This window comes from Streptomyces sp. NPDC058620 (genome assembly GCF_042717135.1).
Classification (GTDB): Bacteria; Actinomycetota; Actinomycetes; order Streptomycetales; family Streptomycetaceae; genus Streptomyces.
The window spans coordinates 21655-37656 of the sequence record NZ_JBHXQO010000061.1; the positions used below are offsets into that span (position 1 = coordinate 21655).

Consider the following 16002-nt stretch of genomic DNA (forward strand, 5'->3'; position numbering starts at 1 on the left):
TCGCAGGTCAGGGGCGTGTTCGCGGGAAATTCCGCGGGCGCGCCCCGCAGTCGGCCGGTCCGCATGCCGACACCGGGCCTGGACGGCGGCGGCCGACTTCGTATTCTCTGCTCTCGCACGGGCAGCGGGCTCGCGCACGCCGGATGGTGGGGGTGGGTACGTGACGTCTGCATCCCACCGCCCTGCGCCGGTCGGGCGGGCGGAACTCCTCGCGCGGCTCGAACGGGTCCTGGACACCCGCGGGCGCGCCCTGCTCACCGGCCCCGCCGGGGTGGGCAAGACGGAGCTCGCCCTGGCCACCGCCGCGCGCACCGAGTCCCGCGGCGAGACCGTGCTGTGGCTCCCCACGCTCCCCACCGACCGCGACATACCGGGTGCGGCCGCCGCCGCCCTCGTCGCGTCCGTATCGGCGTGCGTGTCCTGGCCCGCACCCGGGACACACCACGAGCCGGACAGGCCGGGCGGGCCTGACAGGCCGGGCGGACCGGGCGGACCGGGCATTCTCGAAGGGCTGCCGGGCCCGCAGCGGACAGCCGTCGCCATGCTGTGCCGCGAGGCGCCCATCCCCGACGGCGGCTGGGACCCCATCGCCCTCCGGCTGGCCCTCGCCCAGATCCTGCGGACCCTCGCCGCGCGCGGCCCCGCCCTGCTGGTCGTCGACGGCGTCCAGCGCATCGACACCGCCAGTGCCGACCTCCTGCGCTTCGCGCTCCATCTGGCCCCGGCCGCGCTGCGGGTGATCGCCGTCGAGACACCGTCGGAGTACAGCCCCGACTCCGGTGCGCCGCAGACCGGTACGCGACCGCCCGGCACGGCCGGCCCGGAACCCCTGTGGGCGCCGTCCGAGGCCGACGTCCTGTTCGTACCGCCGTTGCACGCCGACCAGATCGCCGAACTCCTCATCCACCACCGGCTGCCGTCCCGGATGGCCGGTCGCATCCACAAGGCCAGCGGCGGCAATCCGCGCCTCGCGCTCGCCGTCGGCCGGTCCCTCGCCGACGCCCGGACTCCGGTGCACCACGCCGAGGCGCTGTCGCTGTCCGGGCGGGCCCGCGAGATCGCGCGGCAGCTGCTCGGCGTCGTCTCGCCCGCCGTTCGCTCCACGCTCCTGCTGGCCGCGCTGGCGCTGCGCCCCACAGCAACGCTGATACGTCGCGCGGGCCGCCCCACCGCCTCCGCCGACCTCGCCGCCGCAGAGCGGGCGAATCTGATCTCCCTCAAGGAGGACGGAACGATCGGCTTCACAGCCGGTGTGCTGCCGTCGACGCTCGTGCACGACACCTGCTGGACCGAGCGCAGCGCCGGTCACGCGGCGCTCGCGCGGGTCGTGGACGACCCCGTCGAGGCGGTACGGCACCGGGCACTGGCCTCGGACACTCCCGACGAGGAGCTGGCCGCGGAGGTCGCGGCGGCCGCCGACACCGCCCGGCTCCGCGGGAACAGCGCCCTGGCCGCCGAACTGGCCCTGCTCGCGGCCGACTCCACTCCCCTCCAGTACGGTGCGCGGCGGATCGCCCGGCTCGTCGACGCCGCCCAGGAAGCAGCCCGTGCGGCCCGCGCCGACCTGGCCATGCGCGCGGCCACCGATCTCCTGGCCCGGGACGCCACACCGGCCGACCGCGTCCGGGTGAGGCTCGCGGTGCTGGACACCGCGGGGCAGGGGCTGAGCAACCTCGACGAGCTCTATGTCCACGCCATGGAGGACTCCGAAGGCGACACGGCGCTGCGGGCTGGGGTCCTGCTGCGGCTGGCGGTGAAGTACGTCCTGGCCGACGGCGACCCGCAACGCTCCCGGGCCGTCGCTGTCGAGTCCGCCGCGCTCGCCGGCTCCGTGGGTGACCGGAAGACCGCGGCCAGGGCCCTGACCGTGCAGGCGCGCATGGACCGCGTCCTCGGCTCGCCGGACGCGGAGCGGGTGCTCGCCGAGGCCCGGGCCCTGGAACTGAGCGAACGTCCGCCCGGCGTCCGTAACGCCGCACAGATCCTGACGATCCGTCACGCACTGTTCGACGACCGGCTCACCGACGCCCGCGATCAGGCCCATGCCCTCCTCCCCCTGGTCGAGCGCCGCGGCCCGGTGGAGGACGCCATCGAGCTGTTCCGTACGCTCGCGGAGGCCGAGGCCCGACGAGGGCAGTGCGCGGCGGCGCTCGCACACGCCGGACGGTCCCTCGCCCTGACCCTGGAGGCCGGCCTCTCGCCCGGGCCCGCCTGGTACGCGCTGGCCCTCGCGGAGACCGCGGGCGGTAGTTTCGAGCGCGCCGCGAGCTATGCCCGGCGCAGCGTCCAGGCATCCGGGGAGGAGGGTGACCGCGTCTTCCTGCCCCGGAGTCTGTACGCGCTCGGCCGGGTCCAGCTGATCAACGGGGACGTGGCGAGCGCCCTGGAGACCCTGCGCCGGGTGCAGGCCGACGAACGCGCCCAGTCGACCGTCGACCCCTCCATGCTGCGCTGGCACGAGGAGCTGGCCGAAGCGCTGCTGGCGAACGACGCCCCGCAGGAGGCCGCGGACCTGCTCGCCGACGTACGACCGGTCGCGGAACGCCTCGGCCTCGCGACGGTACTGCTCGGCTGCGACCGGGCGTACGCGCTGTACCTGGCGGCGAGCGGGAAGCCGGACGAGGCGGCGAGTCTGCTGTCCCGGACCGCCGAGCGGTTCGCCGCGGCGGGGCTGCCGCTGGAGCGTGGCCGGGCGCTGATCGCGCTCGCCCGCGTGGAGCGCCGCCGCCGCAGGCGGTCGGCCGCCCAGAGCGCGCTGCAGGCCGCGGCCGCCGGCTTCGAGCGGGCGGGGGCGGCCCCGTGGCTGGGGCTGACGACGGAGACGCCGTCCCGTACGGCCGAACCGTCCCCGGCCCGTGGGAACACCCTGTCCTCCCTCACCGACGCGGAGCTGCGCCTCGCCCACCTGGTCGGCCAGGGGGCCAGCAACCAGGAGGCGGCGGCGAAGCTGTACCTGAGCGTGAAGACGGTCGAGGCCCGTCTGACCCGCATCTACCAGAAGCTGGATGTCCGTTCGCGCGCCCAGCTGGCGACCGCCCTGAACGCCTGGCCGGGCCGGACGGCCGTGACCGCCACGGATTACCCCGCGGCCGGCTGACCCCAGGGGGTCGCCACGGGTTCCCGCCGTCGCGTTAGCCTCGGTGGCGAGACTGGACGAACGAAGAGCGAAGGTGGCGGCGATGGCGAAGGTTCCGGCAGCGGCAGTGGCGGCGAGCGGGCTCGTCGGGGGTTACGGGGTGGCCAGGTGGACCAAGAAGCGGCCGCTCGGTGGGGTCGCGCTGGCCGCCGCCGGGACGCTCGCCGCGTACGAGTGGAACCGGCAGGTTGGTCCGCGTGCCGCCGCCGGCCTGACCGTCGCGTACGTCGCCGCGTTCGCCGGCTCGCACCCGCTCGCCAAGAAGGTCGGCGCCTGGCCCGCCGTGTTCGCGGTCGCGGGCGGCGTCGCCGCCGCGTCCTGGGCCGTCACCCGCCGCGCGGAGGGCTGAGCGCCGCCGGGCCGCCCGGCGGTTGTCTCGCCCCCCTGCCGAGACCGATCGCCGGGCAGGCCCCGGTTTCTCAGGCCCCCAATCCGTGCGACACCGTGTAGATCAGCAGGCCCACCAGCGCACCCACCACCGTGCCGTTGATCCGGATGAACTGCAGGTCCCGGCCGATGTTCGCCTCGATCTTCTTCGACGTCTGGTCCGCGTCCCAGCCGGCCACCGTGTCACTGATCAACGACGTGATCTCCGAACGGTAGGTCGTGACGACGTACACCGCCGCGTCCTCCAGCCAGCCCTCCAGCTTGGCCTGCAGCCGTTCGTCCGTCGCGAGCCGGACACCGAGCGACATCAGTGAGGCCCTCGCGCGCAGCCGCAGCTCGCTCTGCTCGTCCTCCGCCGCCGCGATGATCATCGTGCGTACGGACGACCAGGCCGAGGCGATGACGTCCTGGACCTCTCCGCGCCCCAGGATCTCCGACTTCAGCCGCTCCACCCTCGCCCGGGTGTCCGAGTCCGACTGGAGGTCGGCCGCGAAGTCCGTCAGGAACGTGTCGATCGCGCCGCGCGCGGGATGGCCCGGCATGTCCCGCATCTCCGTCACGAAGCGCAGCAGCTCCTTGTAGACCCGCTCCCCCACCCGCTTGTCCACGAACTTCGGTGTCCAGCCCGGCGCCCCGCCCTGCACCGCGTCCATCACCGAGTCGCCGTGCAGGACCAGCCAGTCGTGCGCGCGCACGCAGACCAGGTCGACGACCTTGCGGTGACCGCCGTCGGAGACGATCTCCTCAAGCATCTTGCCGAGCCCCGGCCCGATCTCCACCGAGTTCGCCCGCCTGGTGATCGCCTCGCCGACGACCGCCTGGACGTCGGAGTCCCGCAGCACGGTCATCGCGCCGCGCAGCGCCGTGGCCAGTTCGGCGGTGACGCGGTCGGCGTGCTCCGGCTCCGCCAGCCACGCGCCGAGCCTCGCACCGACCCCGAGAGCGTGAATTCGGTCACGAACGACCTCTCCGGAGAGAAAGTTCTCCCCCACGAAGGAACCAAGTGACGTCCCAAGCTGATCCTTCTTCGTGGGAATGATGGCGGTGTGGGGGATGGGCAGGCCGAGCGGGCGCCGGAAGAGCGCCGTGACGGCGAACCAGTCCGCTATCGCGCCCACCATGCCCGCCTCGGCGGCCGCCGCGACGTAGCCCGGCCAGCCACTCACGCCTGCGCTCTTCGCCCAGGTGGCCAGGACGTAGACGAGCGCGACGAGCAGGAGCAGACCGGTGGCGGTGGTCTTCATACGGCGTACGCCGCGGCGTTTCTCCTCGTCCGCCGCCGTGTACGCGAACACGGCGAGTGGCGTGGAACGCCGCCTGCCGCCCGTATCGTTTCCGGCCGTGGGCCCGGCCTCCGCCTGCCCTGGCTGCTTCCCGGCCTCGGTCACCCGCCCCGCTCCCTTTTCCGCTTCCTGCCCGGCCTCGCGCGCCCCGGGGTCCTGCCCGTCGTGCGCTCCGGATTCGGTCCGTTCCATGCGTTCCACCCGTCCGCGTACGAGTCGCCCCCGTGCCGTACGCATTGTCCTTACCTCACCTACTCCCGGGCCGCATGTCGAGTTCCCGTCGGCCTGTCGCATCATGGGACCAGTTCGATCTTCACGAGGAGACACACCGCACATGCCGAGGCGCCAGAGCTATGCCCTGCTCATCGCCCTTGTGGCGGGCACAGCCGCACTCGCCGCCGCCATCGCTTTCGGGACGACGCTCCTGGCCGGTGCCCGGCCGGGGCCACGTCCCGATCCGGACTCGCACGCGGCAGCCCGTACCCCCGCGGCGCCGGCCAACTCCGCCGGTACCTGGGTCGCGACGTGGACCGCGGCGGCCGTCAGCGCGGAGCCGGACACCGCCCATGGCCTCCCCGGGCGCACCATCCGCAACACCGTGCACACGAGCGTGGGCGGTGACGCGGCCCGCGTCACCCTCTCGAACCTCTTCGGTACGAGCCCCCTCGTCGTCGACCAAGTCACCGTGAACACCAGGCCGGTGACCTTCCGCGGGGCGCCCGTCGTCACCGTCCCGGCGGGCAAGCAGGTGGTCAGTGACGCGGTCGTCGTACCCGTGGCCGCCGATGCCGACCTGATCGTCAGCTTCCGCACCCCCCGGGCCTCCGGGCCCGTCACCTTCCACCCGAACACCCATCAGACGTCCTACCTGGCCGACGACCGCGGCACCTGGCGGACCACCAACTGGCGCTATCTGACGGCCGTCGACGTCCGCAACAAGACGACGCCCGGCACGATCGTCGTGATCGGTGACTCCCTCGTCGCCGGCAGCGGCTCCACGACCGATGCGAACAGCCGCTGGCCGGACCTGCTCTCCGACCGGCTGCGCGGCCGTTACGGCGTCGTCAACCAGGGCATAGCCGGGAACCGGCTCCTGACCGACGGTCCGAGCGCACTCGGCGGGCCGAGCGGCACGAGCCGCTTCGAACGCGACGTGCTGTCGGTGGCCGGAGCGAAGACCGTGATCATCGCCCTCGGCATCAACGACGTGCAGCAGGCCCCCCAGGAGCCCGACCCGCAGCGCATCCTCGCCGGTTGCCGCTCCCTGACCGCGCAGGCGCACGCCCGGGGACTGCGGGTCATCGGCGCGACCCTGACACCGTACGAGGGCTACCCGACCTGGACGCCCGAACGCAACGCGGTACGGCTCGCCGTCAACGAGCAGATCCGGGCGGGCGGCGTCTTCGACGCGTACGTGGACTTCGACCGGGCGGTGCGCGACCCGTACGCCACGAACCGGCTGCTGGCCGCGTACGACTCCGGCGACCGGCTGCACCTCAACGACAGCGGCTACCACGCACTGGCCGGCCTGGTCGATCTCGGGAAGCTGATCAGCACACCGAAGTCCGACGAGCTCTGACAGGCGCTCCTGCCTGGCCGGGCCGCCGGCACCCCGCCCGATCGATACCGGGCGGGGTCAGGAGCCCTCGGCTCGATACCGGGCGGGGTCAGAAGCCCTCGGCCGGCTTCCGCCGCTCGGCCTTCGTCCACTTCCGCTGGACGTCGACCCCGCCCATCAGCGCGAACCCCACGATCCGCACCCGGGGCGCGCCAGGCACCGGCTCGGCCTCCTCGCTGTTCGGGGAGTGCTCGCCGAAACCGCCCATGATGCCCATCCCGTTGACCTCAAGGTTCACATCGGGCTCGACGGTCACCAGGATCCCGCCCATGACCGTGAAGCAGCGGATGAGGACCTCACGGTCCTCGAAACGGGCCTGCCGCAGATCGATGTGACCGCCGCCCCACATCGTGAAAGCGGTGAACAAACGGCCCACGGTCCACCGGCCGTTGCGGTTGAACCCGCCCCAGAAGGCGAAAGCGCGCCTCGACGTGGCGGGTCCGCCGATGCGCTCCACCCAGCTGCCGCCCCGCCCGGCCGGGACGGGTGACGAAGCACCCGTGGGTTCCACGGTCGATCCCGGAGCCGGGAGGTCCCGGACGAGCGGCGCCAGCTCCCCGTGCGTACGGGCCTTGTAGGCCGCATCGAGCCGCTGCTCGAACTCGTCCATCTCCAGCCGGCCCTCGGCCACCGCGTCGCGCAGCCGCTCGGCGACCCGGTCACGCTCGGTATCGGAGGCACGCATCTCCGGGAATTCACTTGTCATACCGGGCACCCTATTGAACGCACCCGCTCACGTCACCGACCGGCGGAACCACGTCCGCGTGCCCAGCTCAGAGCCCCGGCGCCGAACCCGTCTCGTACATCCGTGCGATCACGGCCTCGATGTCCGGCTCCCGTACCGAGAGATCCACCATCGGATAGCCGGCGGCGATCCGCGCCACCAGCGGCGCCGCCGACGCCGACGCCGGGAACGCCAGCCACTGCCGCGGCCCCGCCACCTTCACCACCCGTACCGACGGCTCCGACGCCAGCTCGATCGGCGGGAGTTCCCGCTCCAGATCCACCACCAGCGTGCGCTCACTCTCCCCCACCTCGTGCAGCCCGGCGAGCGCCCCGTCATACATCAGACGTCCATGGTCGATCACCATCACCCGCTTGCACAGCTGCTCGATATCGGTCAGATCGTGCGTGGTCAGCAGCACGGTCGTCGCCCGTTCGGCGTTCAGGTCCCGCAGGAACTGACGGACCTTCGCCTTCGAGACCACATCGAGCCCGATCGTCGGCTCGTCCAGATACAGCACCTCCGGATCGTGCAGCAGCGCCGCCGCGATGTCCCCGCGCATCCGCTGCCCGAGGGACAACTGCCGCACGGGTACGTCCAGCAGCTCGCCCAGATCGAGGAGTTCGACGCACCGGCCGAGGTTCTCCCGGAAACGGCTGTCGGGGATGCGGTACATCCGGTGCATCAGCCGGTACGAATCCTTCAGCGGCAGATCCCACCAGAGCGTCGTCCGCTGCCCGAAGACCACACCGATCCGGTGCGCCAGCCTCGTACGCTCCCGGGACGGGTCGATGCCCGCCACCCGCAGCCGGCCGCCGCTCGGGGTGAGAATGCCGGTCAGCATCTTGATCGTGGTCGACTTGCCCGCACCGTTCGGGCCGATGTAGCCGACCATCTCGCCGCGCGGCACGCGGAAGCTGATGCCGTCGACCGCCCGCACCTGATGGCGCTCCCGGCGCATGAAGCCGGTCCTGCGGCGTACGTCGAAGACCTTCTCGACTCCGTCCAGCTCGATGAAGTCCGCGTCCGTGGCCATGCGATGTCCCACTCCCTGTCGTTGTCCTCGATAGCCGGACGGGCCGGCCAGGCCGCCTCACCGGGCCCGGCCGGCCCCTAGCTGCCCGTGCTCCGGTACGCGCGCAGGCCCGCGCGCCAGGCCAGTCCCGCCAGTGCCCAGCACACCGCCGCCACCACCGGTGGCAGGAAGGCCGTCCACTCCGGCAGCGCCAACGGGTACTCCCTGTCCAGCACGTAGAGCGCGGGCAGCCAGCTCACGAAGGCCAGCGGCACCACGAACGTCACCCCGCGCACCAGATCCTTCGCGAAGACCGTCGGCGGGTACTGGAGCAGCGTCGTCCCCCCGTACGTGAAGGCGTTCTGCACCTCGGAGGCGTCCTGCGCGACGAACTGGAACGCCGCCCCGGCCACGAACACCGCCCCGAAGATCGCCGCCCCGCTCAGCACCATCAGCGGAAGCATCAGCACCTTCAGCGGCGTCCACGCGATGTCCAGCGACACCAGCGCGTACCCGAGCACCAGCAGCCCCTGCGTGATCCGCCCCAGCCGGCGCAGCGCGAAACGGTCCGCCGCCACCTGCGCCAGCACCGGCACCGGCCGTACGAGCAGGGTGTCCAGCGTGCCGTCGCGCACCCGCCGCCCCAGCCGGTCCATCGACCCCAGCAACAGATCGGTTAGCCCGAACGCGGTGGCCGACATGCCGTACAGCAGGGCGATCTCCGGCAGGGTGTACCCGCCCAGGGCGTCCACGTGGGAGAACATCAGCATGATCGTGACGAAGTCGAAGGCGGTCACCACGAAGTTCCCGAAAGCCGTCATCACGAACGACGCGCGGTACGCCATCGTGGAGCGCAGCCACATCGCGACGATCAGCCCGTAGGCCCTGACCCCTTCGACCAGCCGGGAACGGTCCTCGAACGCGACGTCCGGCTCAGCCACCCTGAATCACCACCCTCCTGGTCGCCAGCACCTGCACGAGCCGTCCCGCCGTCAGCAGCGCCAGCGCCCAGCCGCCCTGGAAGGCGTACGCCTCCACCAGCCCCCAGCCCGTGCGCTTGCCGAGGAACACATCGGCCGGAACCTGCAACAACGAGGACCACGGCAGCATCCGCGCCACCTCACCCAGCACCCCGGGGAACAGATTCAGCGGCAGCAGCATTCCGGAGAAGAACAGCCCCGCCAGCCACGCGATCTGCATCGCCCCCGCCCCGTCCATCAGCCAGAACGCCGACAGCGCGACCAGATAGCGCACGGCGAAACTCACCACGACACCGAGCAGCACGGAGACCAGGAAGGCCGGCCAGGTCCAGAACGAACCGGGCAGCGCCAAATCGAACGCCAGGGCCCCCAGCACCATCGGCACGATGCCGCGCCCCAGCAGATGGAACGCCGCCCGGCCCAGATCGCCCGCCAGCCACCACAGCTGGAGGTCCGCGGGCCGGTACAGGTCGACCGCGATGTCGCCGGTACGGATGCGCTCCATCAGCTCGTCCTCGAAGCCGCCGCCCATCATGGCGCAGGTCATCAGCAGTGCCTGGCCGAGCCATACGTACGTCAGCGCCTCGGACATGTCGTAGCCGCCGAGCCGCGGACGCTCGTCCCAGAGGGCGGTGTAGGTGTACGCCATGATGAAACCGAAGGCGGTGTTGGTGAAGACCCCCGCCGCCGTCGCGATCCGGTACGTGGCATGGCGCCGGAACCCGCCTGCCGCAACCACCGCGTACAACCGCACCGCAGCCTCCCCCCGCCTCTCCCGCGCGACACCCGGCGGGCAGCGCCGGACACCTGGCACCGGGCCCGAGCCCAGGCCCACGGCACCAAAGCGCACGACCCTAGCCCACGGCGGACAGCCACCGCGACCGGTTATCACCGCCCTGACCTGTTGTCACCGCCGCGACCACCCGCCACAGGAGAATCCAGGCGTTATCCCCACAAAAAGGGCACTATGGGACGACTGACCGCGGCCGAGGAGTCCCCACCGACATGAGCTACGAGCAGCACTGGGCCCTGCGCGACCCCGACGGGCCACTCCCCGCCGGCCCACCCGGCGCGAAGAAGAAGAAAAGGCGCAAGAAACGCCCCAAGCGCACCGGCTGGCGCCGGGCCTTCCCCACCTGGCGCATGCTCCTCGGCACCATCCTCGGGATCGCGCTCCTCGTCATCGGCGGCCTCATCGCCGGATACCAGCTCGTCGACATCCCGCCCGCCAACGCCAGCGCCACCGCCCAGTCCAACATCTACCTCTACGAGGACGGCACGGTCCTCGCCCGCGACGGCGAGGTCAACCGCGAGAACGTCCGGCTCAACCAGGTCCCCCTCACCGTCCAGCACGCCGTACTCGCCGCCGAGGACCGCGACTTCCACTCCGAACGCGCCGTCGACATCAAGGCCATGGCCCGCGCCGCCTGGAACACCCTCACCGGCAAGGGCAAACAGGGCGGCTCGACCATCACCCAGCAGTACGTCAAGAACTACTACCTCGGCCAGGAACAGACCATCGTCCGCAAGGTCAAGGAGTTCTTCATCGCGATCAAGCTCAACCGCGAGGAGAGCAAGGACCAGATCTTCGAGGGCTACCTCAACACCAGCTACTTCGGCCGCAACGCCTACGGCATCCAGGCCGCCTCCCACGCGTACTACAACAAGAACGTCGAGGGCCTCACCACCGCCGAAGGCGCGTACCTGGCCTCCCTCCTGAACGCCCCCAGCGCGTACGACGTCGTCACCCACCCCGAGAACAAGGCCGACGTCCTCGCCCGCTGGAAGTACGTCCTCGCCGGCATGGTCAAGGAGGACTGGCTCACCGCCGCCGCACGCGCCACCACCACGTTCCCCGTACCCGGCGAGGCCAAGCCGTCCACCGGCCTCTCCGGCCAGCGCGGCTACCTCGTCCAGGCCACCGAGGACTACCTCACCAGCAACAAGATCATCGACGAGAACACCCTCGCCACCGGCGGCTACCGCATCACCACCACCCTGGACAGGAAGAAGCAGGACGCCCTCGTCGACGCCGTCGAGGAGAACGTCATGTCCAAGAAGAGCGCCACCCGGGCGATCGACCGCAACGTCCGCGTCGGCGGCGCCTCCATCGACCCGGACACCGGCAAGGTCGTCGCCATGTACGGAGGCGTCGACTACACCAAGCAGTACGTCAACAACGCGACCCGCCGCGACTACCAGGTCGGCTCCACCTTCAAACCCTTCGTCCTCACCTCCGCCGTCGCCAACGACTCCACCACCCAGGACGGCGACACCATCACCCCCAACACCCTCTACGACGGCACCAACAAACGCATGGTCGAAGGCTCGGCCGGACCCACCGGATACGGCCCCGCCAACGAGGACGACGTCGACTACGGCAACATCACCGTCCGCACCGCCACCGACCGGTCCGTCAACGCCGTCTACGCCCAGATGGCCGAAGACGTCGGCCCGGAGAAGGTCAGGAGCACCGCCGTCGACCTCGGCGTCCCCGAGAACACCCCCGACCTCACCGCATCACCGTCCATCGCGCTCGGCCCCGCCACCGCCAGCGTCCTCGACATGACCGAGGCGTACGCCACCCTCGCCAACCACGGCAAGCACGGCACGTACACCCTCGTCGACAAGATCACCAAGGACGGCGAGAACATCACGCTCCCGGCCAGGGACACCGAACAGGCCGTCAGCCGGACCGCCGCCGACACCACCACATCCGTCCTCCGGACCGTCGTCGAGGACGGCACCGGAACCGCCGCCCAGGCAGCCAACCGCCCCGCCGCTGGCAAGACCGGCACCGCCGAAGAGGACAAGGCCGCCTGGTTCGCCGGCTACACGCCCGACCTCGCGACCGTCGTCGCCATCATGGGCCAGAACCCCGACACCGGCGCCCAGACCCCGCTGTACGGAGCACTCGGCCTGCCCCGGATGAACGGCGGCGGCCCGCCCGCCGCCACCTGGGCCGACTACACCGCCGCCGCCCTCGACACCACCGAACCCCGGGACTTCGACCTCGAACTCCAGGACGGCGCCGACGAACCCGACCCGCCCACCGAGGAAGAAGAACCCGAACCCGACTCCGAAGAGACCGGGGACACCTCCTCCGAAGACGCGACCGACACGCCCTCCACGGGCACCCGGAGCCGCCCCGCCACCAGCACCGCACCCACCGACGGCGACACCGACACCGACACGGGAGAAACCGACACCGGAAGCGCCGCGGAAACCGAGGACACCCAGGAAACAGAAGAAGCCCCCGGGAACACCGGAGGCTCCATCGAAGGCGTACGCGGCGCCCGCCCGCAGAACCACTAACCCACAGGGCAACGACGCGCACGCCCCACATCAATGACCCGAGGTCGCCTTCAGACCCACCACGGCCACCAGCAGCAGACACACGAAGAAGATCCGGGCCCCGGTGGCAGGCTCCCCCAGCACCACCATGCCGAGCACCGCCGCACCAGCCGCACCGATACCGACCCACACCCCGTACGCCGTACCGATCGGCAGCGTCTTCGCCGCATGGGACAGCAACACCATGCTCGCGACGATCCCGAGACCCGTGAACACACTCGGCCACAGCCGGGTGAACCCCTCGGTGTACTTCATCCCGATCGACCAGCCCACTTCCAGCAGACCCGCGACCAACAGCAGAACCCACGCCATGACGGCACCTCTCGACGAGAAAACACGCGAACAACACGGTGCGTCGTCTTTGCGAAGCCCGGTACGGCGCGTCTCGTCGGGGTCCCCCCACCGTAACAAAAAAAGACAAAGAGCCTGGTGACACCAGTCACCAGGCTCCTTCAGCAACACCACACCACACAACGGACGCGACGCCCGGATACAGCGGCGTACGAACACGGCCTACCGAAAACGCCTACAGATACAGCCCCGTCGAATCCACCGAACCCTCGAAACGGTCCGCGGCCACCGCATGCAGATCCCGCTCCCGCATCAGCACGTACGCCACGCCCCGCACCTCCACCTCGGCACGGTCCTCCGGGTCGTACAGCACCCGGTCCCCGGGCTCCACAGTCCGCACGTTCTGGCCGACCGCCACCACAGCGGCCCACGCCAGCCGCCGGCCGACCGCGGCCGTCGCCGGAATAAGAATGCCACCGCCCGAGCGCCGCTCGCCCTCGGGCGAATCGGACCGCACCAGCACGCGGTCGTGCAGCATGCGGATGGGCAGCTTGTCGTCGTGGGTGTTGTCGCTCACGAGCCGAAACCTACCTGCTCGGACCCCCGCCACACGCCCCAGGGGTGGGCCCCGTCACTTCCTTCGACGCACCGACACCGTCAGCAGGCCCACCACACCCACCACGAGCAGCGCAGCCGGAATCACCCGCTCCAGACGCGGCGCGCCATCCTTCGAAACGAACTGCGCCTTCACATCCGACACCGAACGGTTCACCGCGACGAACGCGCGCCCGGCCGTCCGGTCCACCGTCCCGGCCACCTTGGCCTTCGCATCACCCATGATCGTCTTCGGGTGCATGCGCACCCCGATCTCATCAAGCACCACAGCGAGCTGATCGCGCCTGGTGATGATGTCCGCCTCGATCTGCGCAGGGGTCCTGGCATCCGACACTGCGCCGCCTCCGTGGTCGTCGTCCGGTAAACCTTCATCGACAGTCTGTCAGCTCGACCGCCCAGACACCCGGCGGCACCCCTATTACGCTCGGTGCCAAACACCTGATGTGCCACTTGAGGAGAACCATGAGCGAGCGACTCCAGCCCGGCGACACCGCCCCGGCCTTCACCCTTCCCGACGCCGACGGCAACGAGATCTCGCTCGCCGACCACAAGGGGCGCAAGGTCATCGTCTACTTCTACCCGTCCGCCCTCACGCCCGGATGCACCAAGCAGGCCTGCGACTTCACCGACAACCTCGACCTCCTGGCAGGCGCCGGATACGACGTCATCGGCATCTCCCCCGACAAGCCGGAGAAGCTCGCCAAGTTCCGCGAGAAGGAGAACCTCAAGGTCACCCTGGTCGCCGACCCCGCCAAGGAGACCCTGGAGGCCTACGGCGCCTTCGGCGAGAAGAAGCTCTACGGCAAAGTGGTGACGGGCGTCATCCGTTCGACGATCATCGTCGACGAAGAGGGCAAGGTGGAGCACGCCTTCTACAACGTGAAGGCGACCGGCCACGTAGCCAAGATCATCAAGGATCTCGCCATCTGACGCACCCACCCCGCCGATCCCCCACAGGCCAGGCACGTGTGACCCACGTCCCAATCAGCCTGTGAGCCGGTTTGCAGCCGCCATGACCGAACAGAAGCCTGTCCTGGAAATGCCTCCGAGGAAAGGAACCGGCCATGGCGGCCTCCGACCCCCATCAGGGGGCCGACCCCGAAGCGGTCAAACGCCATCCCACCCTCTTCCGCGCCATCCGAAAGCGCCAGAACCCCAAGCTCCGTCGGACCGACATCACCGTCACCGACGACAAGGCAGTGAAGCGGGCGGTAAACGCGGCGTCGCTCGGCAACGCCATGGAATGGTTCGACTTCGGCATCTACTCCTACCTGGCCGTCACCCTCGGGCACGTCTTCTTCCCATCCGGAAACGACACCACCCAGCTCCTCTCCTCCTTCGCGACCTTCGCCGTGGCCTTCCTCGTACGGCCGCTCGGAGGAATGTTCTTCGGACCGATGGGCGACAAGATCGGCCGCAAGAAGGTCCTCGCCCTGACGATGATCCTGATGGCGATCGGCACCTTCGCCATCGGCCTCATCCCGTCCCACGACACGATCGGCCTCTGGGCCCCCGCCCTGCTGATCCTCTTCCGGATGCTCCAGGGCTTCTCCACCGGCGGCGAATACGGCGGCGCGTCCACGTTCATCGCCGAGTACGCCCCCGACAAACGCCGCGGCTTCTTCGGCAGCTTCCTCGAATTCGGCACCCTCGCCGGATACGTCGGCGCGGCCGGTCTCGTCACCGCCCTCTACGCCCTCCTCGACACCGCCCAGATGGAGTCCTGGGGCTGGCGCGTCCCGTTCCTCGTCGCGGGCCCCCTCGGCCTCGTCGGCCTCTACCTGCGACTGCGCCTCGACGAGACCCCCGCCTTCCAGAAGCTGGAGGGCGGCACCGCGCACGCCACGGAGGCCGCCGACGGCGTCGAGACCACGGCGAAGGGCGACCTCGCCAAGATCTTCCGGCAGTACTGGCCGACGCTGATCCTCTGCATCTGCCTGGTCGGCGCGTACAACATCACCGACTACATGCTGCTGTCGTACATGCCGACGTACCTCTCGGACGAGCTCGGCTACAGCGAGACCCACGGCCTGCTCATCCTGCTCGCCGTCATGATCTTCCTGATGCTGATCATCAGCCAGTTCGGCAAGCTCTCCGACCGCTTCGGCCGCAAGCCACTGCTGATGGCGGGGATGCTCGGCTTCCTGTTCCTCTCCCTGCCGGCCTTCCTCCTGATCCGCCAGGGCAGCATCCCCGCGATCACCATCGGCATGCTGATGCTCGGGCTCTCCCTGGTCTGCATGCTGGGCACGATGTCGGCGGCGCTCCCGGCCCTGTTCCCGACGAACGTCCGCTACGGCTCCCTGTCGGTCGGCTACAACATCTCCGCGTCGATATTCGGCGGTACGACTCCGCTGGTGATCACGGCCCTGATCAGCTGGAGCGGCTCGAACCTGATGCCCGCGTACTACGCGATGGCGGCGGCCCTGGTCGGCGTGATCGCGGTGGCCTGCATGAAGGAAACAGCCAACCAGCCCCTGGCGGGCTCCCCGCCGTCGGTGGAAACGGCGGAGGAAGCGGCGGAACTGGTCCACGCGCAGAGCCCGGACCCGAAGTTCTGACCCGATCTCTTCGCGGAAGGGCCCGCACCGTTCTCGGT

General features: G+C 70.4%; 14 protein-coding genes and 1 riboswitch. Of the genes, 6 read left to right on the forward strand and 8 right to left on the reverse strand.

From position 1 onward, the window contains the following. Nucleotides 1-160 precede the first annotated feature (160 nt). Together ACFWSK_RS32315 and ACFWSK_RS32320 are read left to right on the forward strand one after the other, a co-directional pair. Complete coding sequence (locus tag ACFWSK_RS32315; RefSeq protein ID WP_383794073.1) at nt 161-3097, forward strand: AAA family ATPase; 2937 nt, start codon at nt 161-163, stop codon at nt 3095-3097. An 82-nt stretch (nt 3098-3179) separates the two neighbouring features. Next, on the forward strand, nt 3180-3485 hold the full coding sequence (locus ACFWSK_RS32320) for a hypothetical protein (protein ID WP_383794076.1): 306 nt from the start codon (nt 3180-3182) through the stop codon (nt 3483-3485). Between the two features lie 70 nt (nt 3486-3555). Here the strand turns inward: ACFWSK_RS32320 and ACFWSK_RS32325 are convergent, their stop codons facing one another. Next, nucleotides 3556-4998 carry a DUF445 domain-containing protein gene (locus tag ACFWSK_RS32325; RefSeq protein ID WP_383794078.1) on the reverse strand — a complete coding sequence of 481 codons (1443 nt, stop codon included), beginning with the start codon at nt 4996-4998 and terminating at the stop codon, nt 3556-3558. A gap of 142 nt (nt 4999-5140) precedes the next feature. On the opposite strand from ACFWSK_RS32325, the gene ACFWSK_RS32330 reads away from it, so the two are divergent. Next, nucleotides 5141-6385: an SGNH/GDSL hydrolase family protein gene (locus ACFWSK_RS32330; RefSeq protein WP_383794081.1), complete on the forward strand. Its 1245-nt coding sequence runs from the start codon at nt 5141-5143 to the stop codon at nt 6383-6385. A gap of 88 nt (nt 6386-6473) precedes the next feature. Here the strand turns inward: ACFWSK_RS32330 and ACFWSK_RS32335 are convergent, their stop codons facing one another. The 4 genes from ACFWSK_RS32335 to ACFWSK_RS32350 form a co-directional block, all read right to left on the reverse strand. Continuing rightward, complete coding sequence (locus tag ACFWSK_RS32335) at nt 6474-7109, reverse strand: DUF1707 domain-containing protein (protein WP_383794106.1); 636 nt, start codon at nt 7107-7109, stop codon at nt 6474-6476. 88 nt (nt 7110-7197) lie between these two features. Further along, on the reverse strand, nt 7198-8184 hold the full coding sequence (locus tag ACFWSK_RS32340; protein ID WP_383794084.1) for an ATP-binding cassette domain-containing protein: 987 nt from the start codon (nt 8182-8184) through the stop codon (nt 7198-7200). Nucleotides 8185-8261: 77 nt separating this feature from the next. Next, on the reverse strand, nt 8262-9104 hold the full coding sequence (locus ACFWSK_RS32345; protein ID WP_383794086.1) for an ABC transporter permease: 843 nt from the start codon (nt 9102-9104) through the stop codon (nt 8262-8264). Further along, nucleotides 9097-9897 carry an ABC transporter permease gene (locus tag ACFWSK_RS32350; RefSeq protein ID WP_383794089.1) on the reverse strand — a complete coding sequence of 267 codons (801 nt, stop codon included), beginning with the start codon at nt 9895-9897 and terminating at the stop codon, nt 9097-9099. Before ACFWSK_RS32350 ends, ACFWSK_RS32345 begins: the two co-directional genes overlap by 8 nt. Before the next feature lie 251 nt (nt 9898-10148). Between ACFWSK_RS32350 and ACFWSK_RS32355 the strand changes: the two genes are divergently transcribed. Next, on the forward strand, nt 10149-12458 hold the full coding sequence (locus tag ACFWSK_RS32355) for a transglycosylase domain-containing protein (RefSeq protein WP_383794092.1): 2310 nt from the start codon (nt 10149-10151) through the stop codon (nt 12456-12458). Nucleotides 12459-12488: 30 nt separating this feature from the next. Here ACFWSK_RS32355 and ACFWSK_RS32360 read toward each other — a convergent pair whose 3' ends face one another. The 3 genes from ACFWSK_RS32360 to ACFWSK_RS32370 all read right to left on the reverse strand — a co-directional run bounded on the left by ACFWSK_RS32360 (nt 12489) and on the right by ACFWSK_RS32370 (nt 13737). Beyond that, complete coding sequence (locus tag ACFWSK_RS32360; RefSeq protein ID WP_383794095.1) at nt 12489-12809, reverse strand: DMT family transporter; 321 nt, start codon at nt 12807-12809, stop codon at nt 12489-12491. Nucleotides 12810-12846: 37 nt separating this feature from the next. Continuing rightward, nucleotides 12847-12919: riboswitch (guanidine-III (ykkC-III) riboswitch) on the reverse strand. A gap of 104 nt (nt 12920-13023) precedes the next feature. After that, complete coding sequence (locus ACFWSK_RS32365) at nt 13024-13365, reverse strand: co-chaperone GroES (protein ID WP_185300584.1); 342 nt, start codon at nt 13363-13365, stop codon at nt 13024-13026. A gap of 54 nt (nt 13366-13419) precedes the next feature. Next, nucleotides 13420-13737, reverse strand: a complete 318-nt coding sequence (locus ACFWSK_RS32370) for a DUF3618 domain-containing protein (RefSeq protein WP_383794098.1) — start codon at nt 13735-13737, stop codon at nt 13420-13422. 128 nt (nt 13738-13865) lie between these two features. Between ACFWSK_RS32370 and bcp the strand changes: the two genes are divergently transcribed. Beyond that, nucleotides 13866-14333: a thioredoxin-dependent thiol peroxidase gene (gene bcp, locus ACFWSK_RS32375; RefSeq protein WP_383794101.1), complete on the forward strand. Its 468-nt coding sequence runs from the start codon at nt 13866-13868 to the stop codon at nt 14331-14333. A gap of 134 nt (nt 14334-14467) precedes the next feature. Continuing rightward, nucleotides 14468-15964, forward strand: a complete 1497-nt coding sequence (gene proP, locus ACFWSK_RS32380; protein WP_383794104.1) for a glycine betaine/L-proline transporter ProP — start codon at nt 14468-14470, stop codon at nt 15962-15964. Nucleotides 15965-16002: the final 38 nt, after the last annotated feature.

Excerpts from the sequence above, each read along its gene's own strand:
- ACFWSK_RS32320 (WP_383794076.1), top strand. The coding sequence starts at position 3,180 with ATGGCGAAGGTTCCGGCAGCGGCAGTGGCGGCGAGCGGGCTCGTCGGG.
- ACFWSK_RS32325 (WP_383794078.1), bottom strand. The coding sequence starts at position 4,998 with ATGGAACGGACCGAATCCGGAGCGCACGACGGGCAGGACCCCGGGGCG.
- ACFWSK_RS32330 (WP_383794081.1), top strand. The coding sequence starts at position 5,141 with ATGCCGAGGCGCCAGAGCTATGCCCTGCTCATCGCCCTTGTGGCGGGC.
- ACFWSK_RS32335 (WP_383794106.1), bottom strand. The coding sequence starts at position 7,109 with ATGCGTGCCTCCGATACCGAGCGTGACCGGGTCGCCGAGCGGCTGCGC.
- ACFWSK_RS32340 (WP_383794084.1), bottom strand. The coding sequence starts at position 8,184 with ATGGCCACGGACGCGGACTTCATCGAGCTGGACGGAGTCGAGAAGGTC.
- ACFWSK_RS32355 (WP_383794092.1), top strand. The coding sequence starts at position 10,149 with ATGAGCTACGAGCAGCACTGGGCCCTGCGCGACCCCGACGGGCCACTC.
- ACFWSK_RS32360 (WP_383794095.1), bottom strand. The coding sequence starts at position 12,809 with ATGGCGTGGGTTCTGCTGTTGGTCGCGGGTCTGCTGGAAGTGGGCTGG.
- bcp (WP_383794101.1), top strand. The coding sequence starts at position 13,866 with ATGAGCGAGCGACTCCAGCCCGGCGACACCGCCCCGGCCTTCACCCTT.
- proP (WP_383794104.1), top strand. The coding sequence starts at position 14,468 with ATGGCGGCCTCCGACCCCCATCAGGGGGCCGACCCCGAAGCGGTCAAA.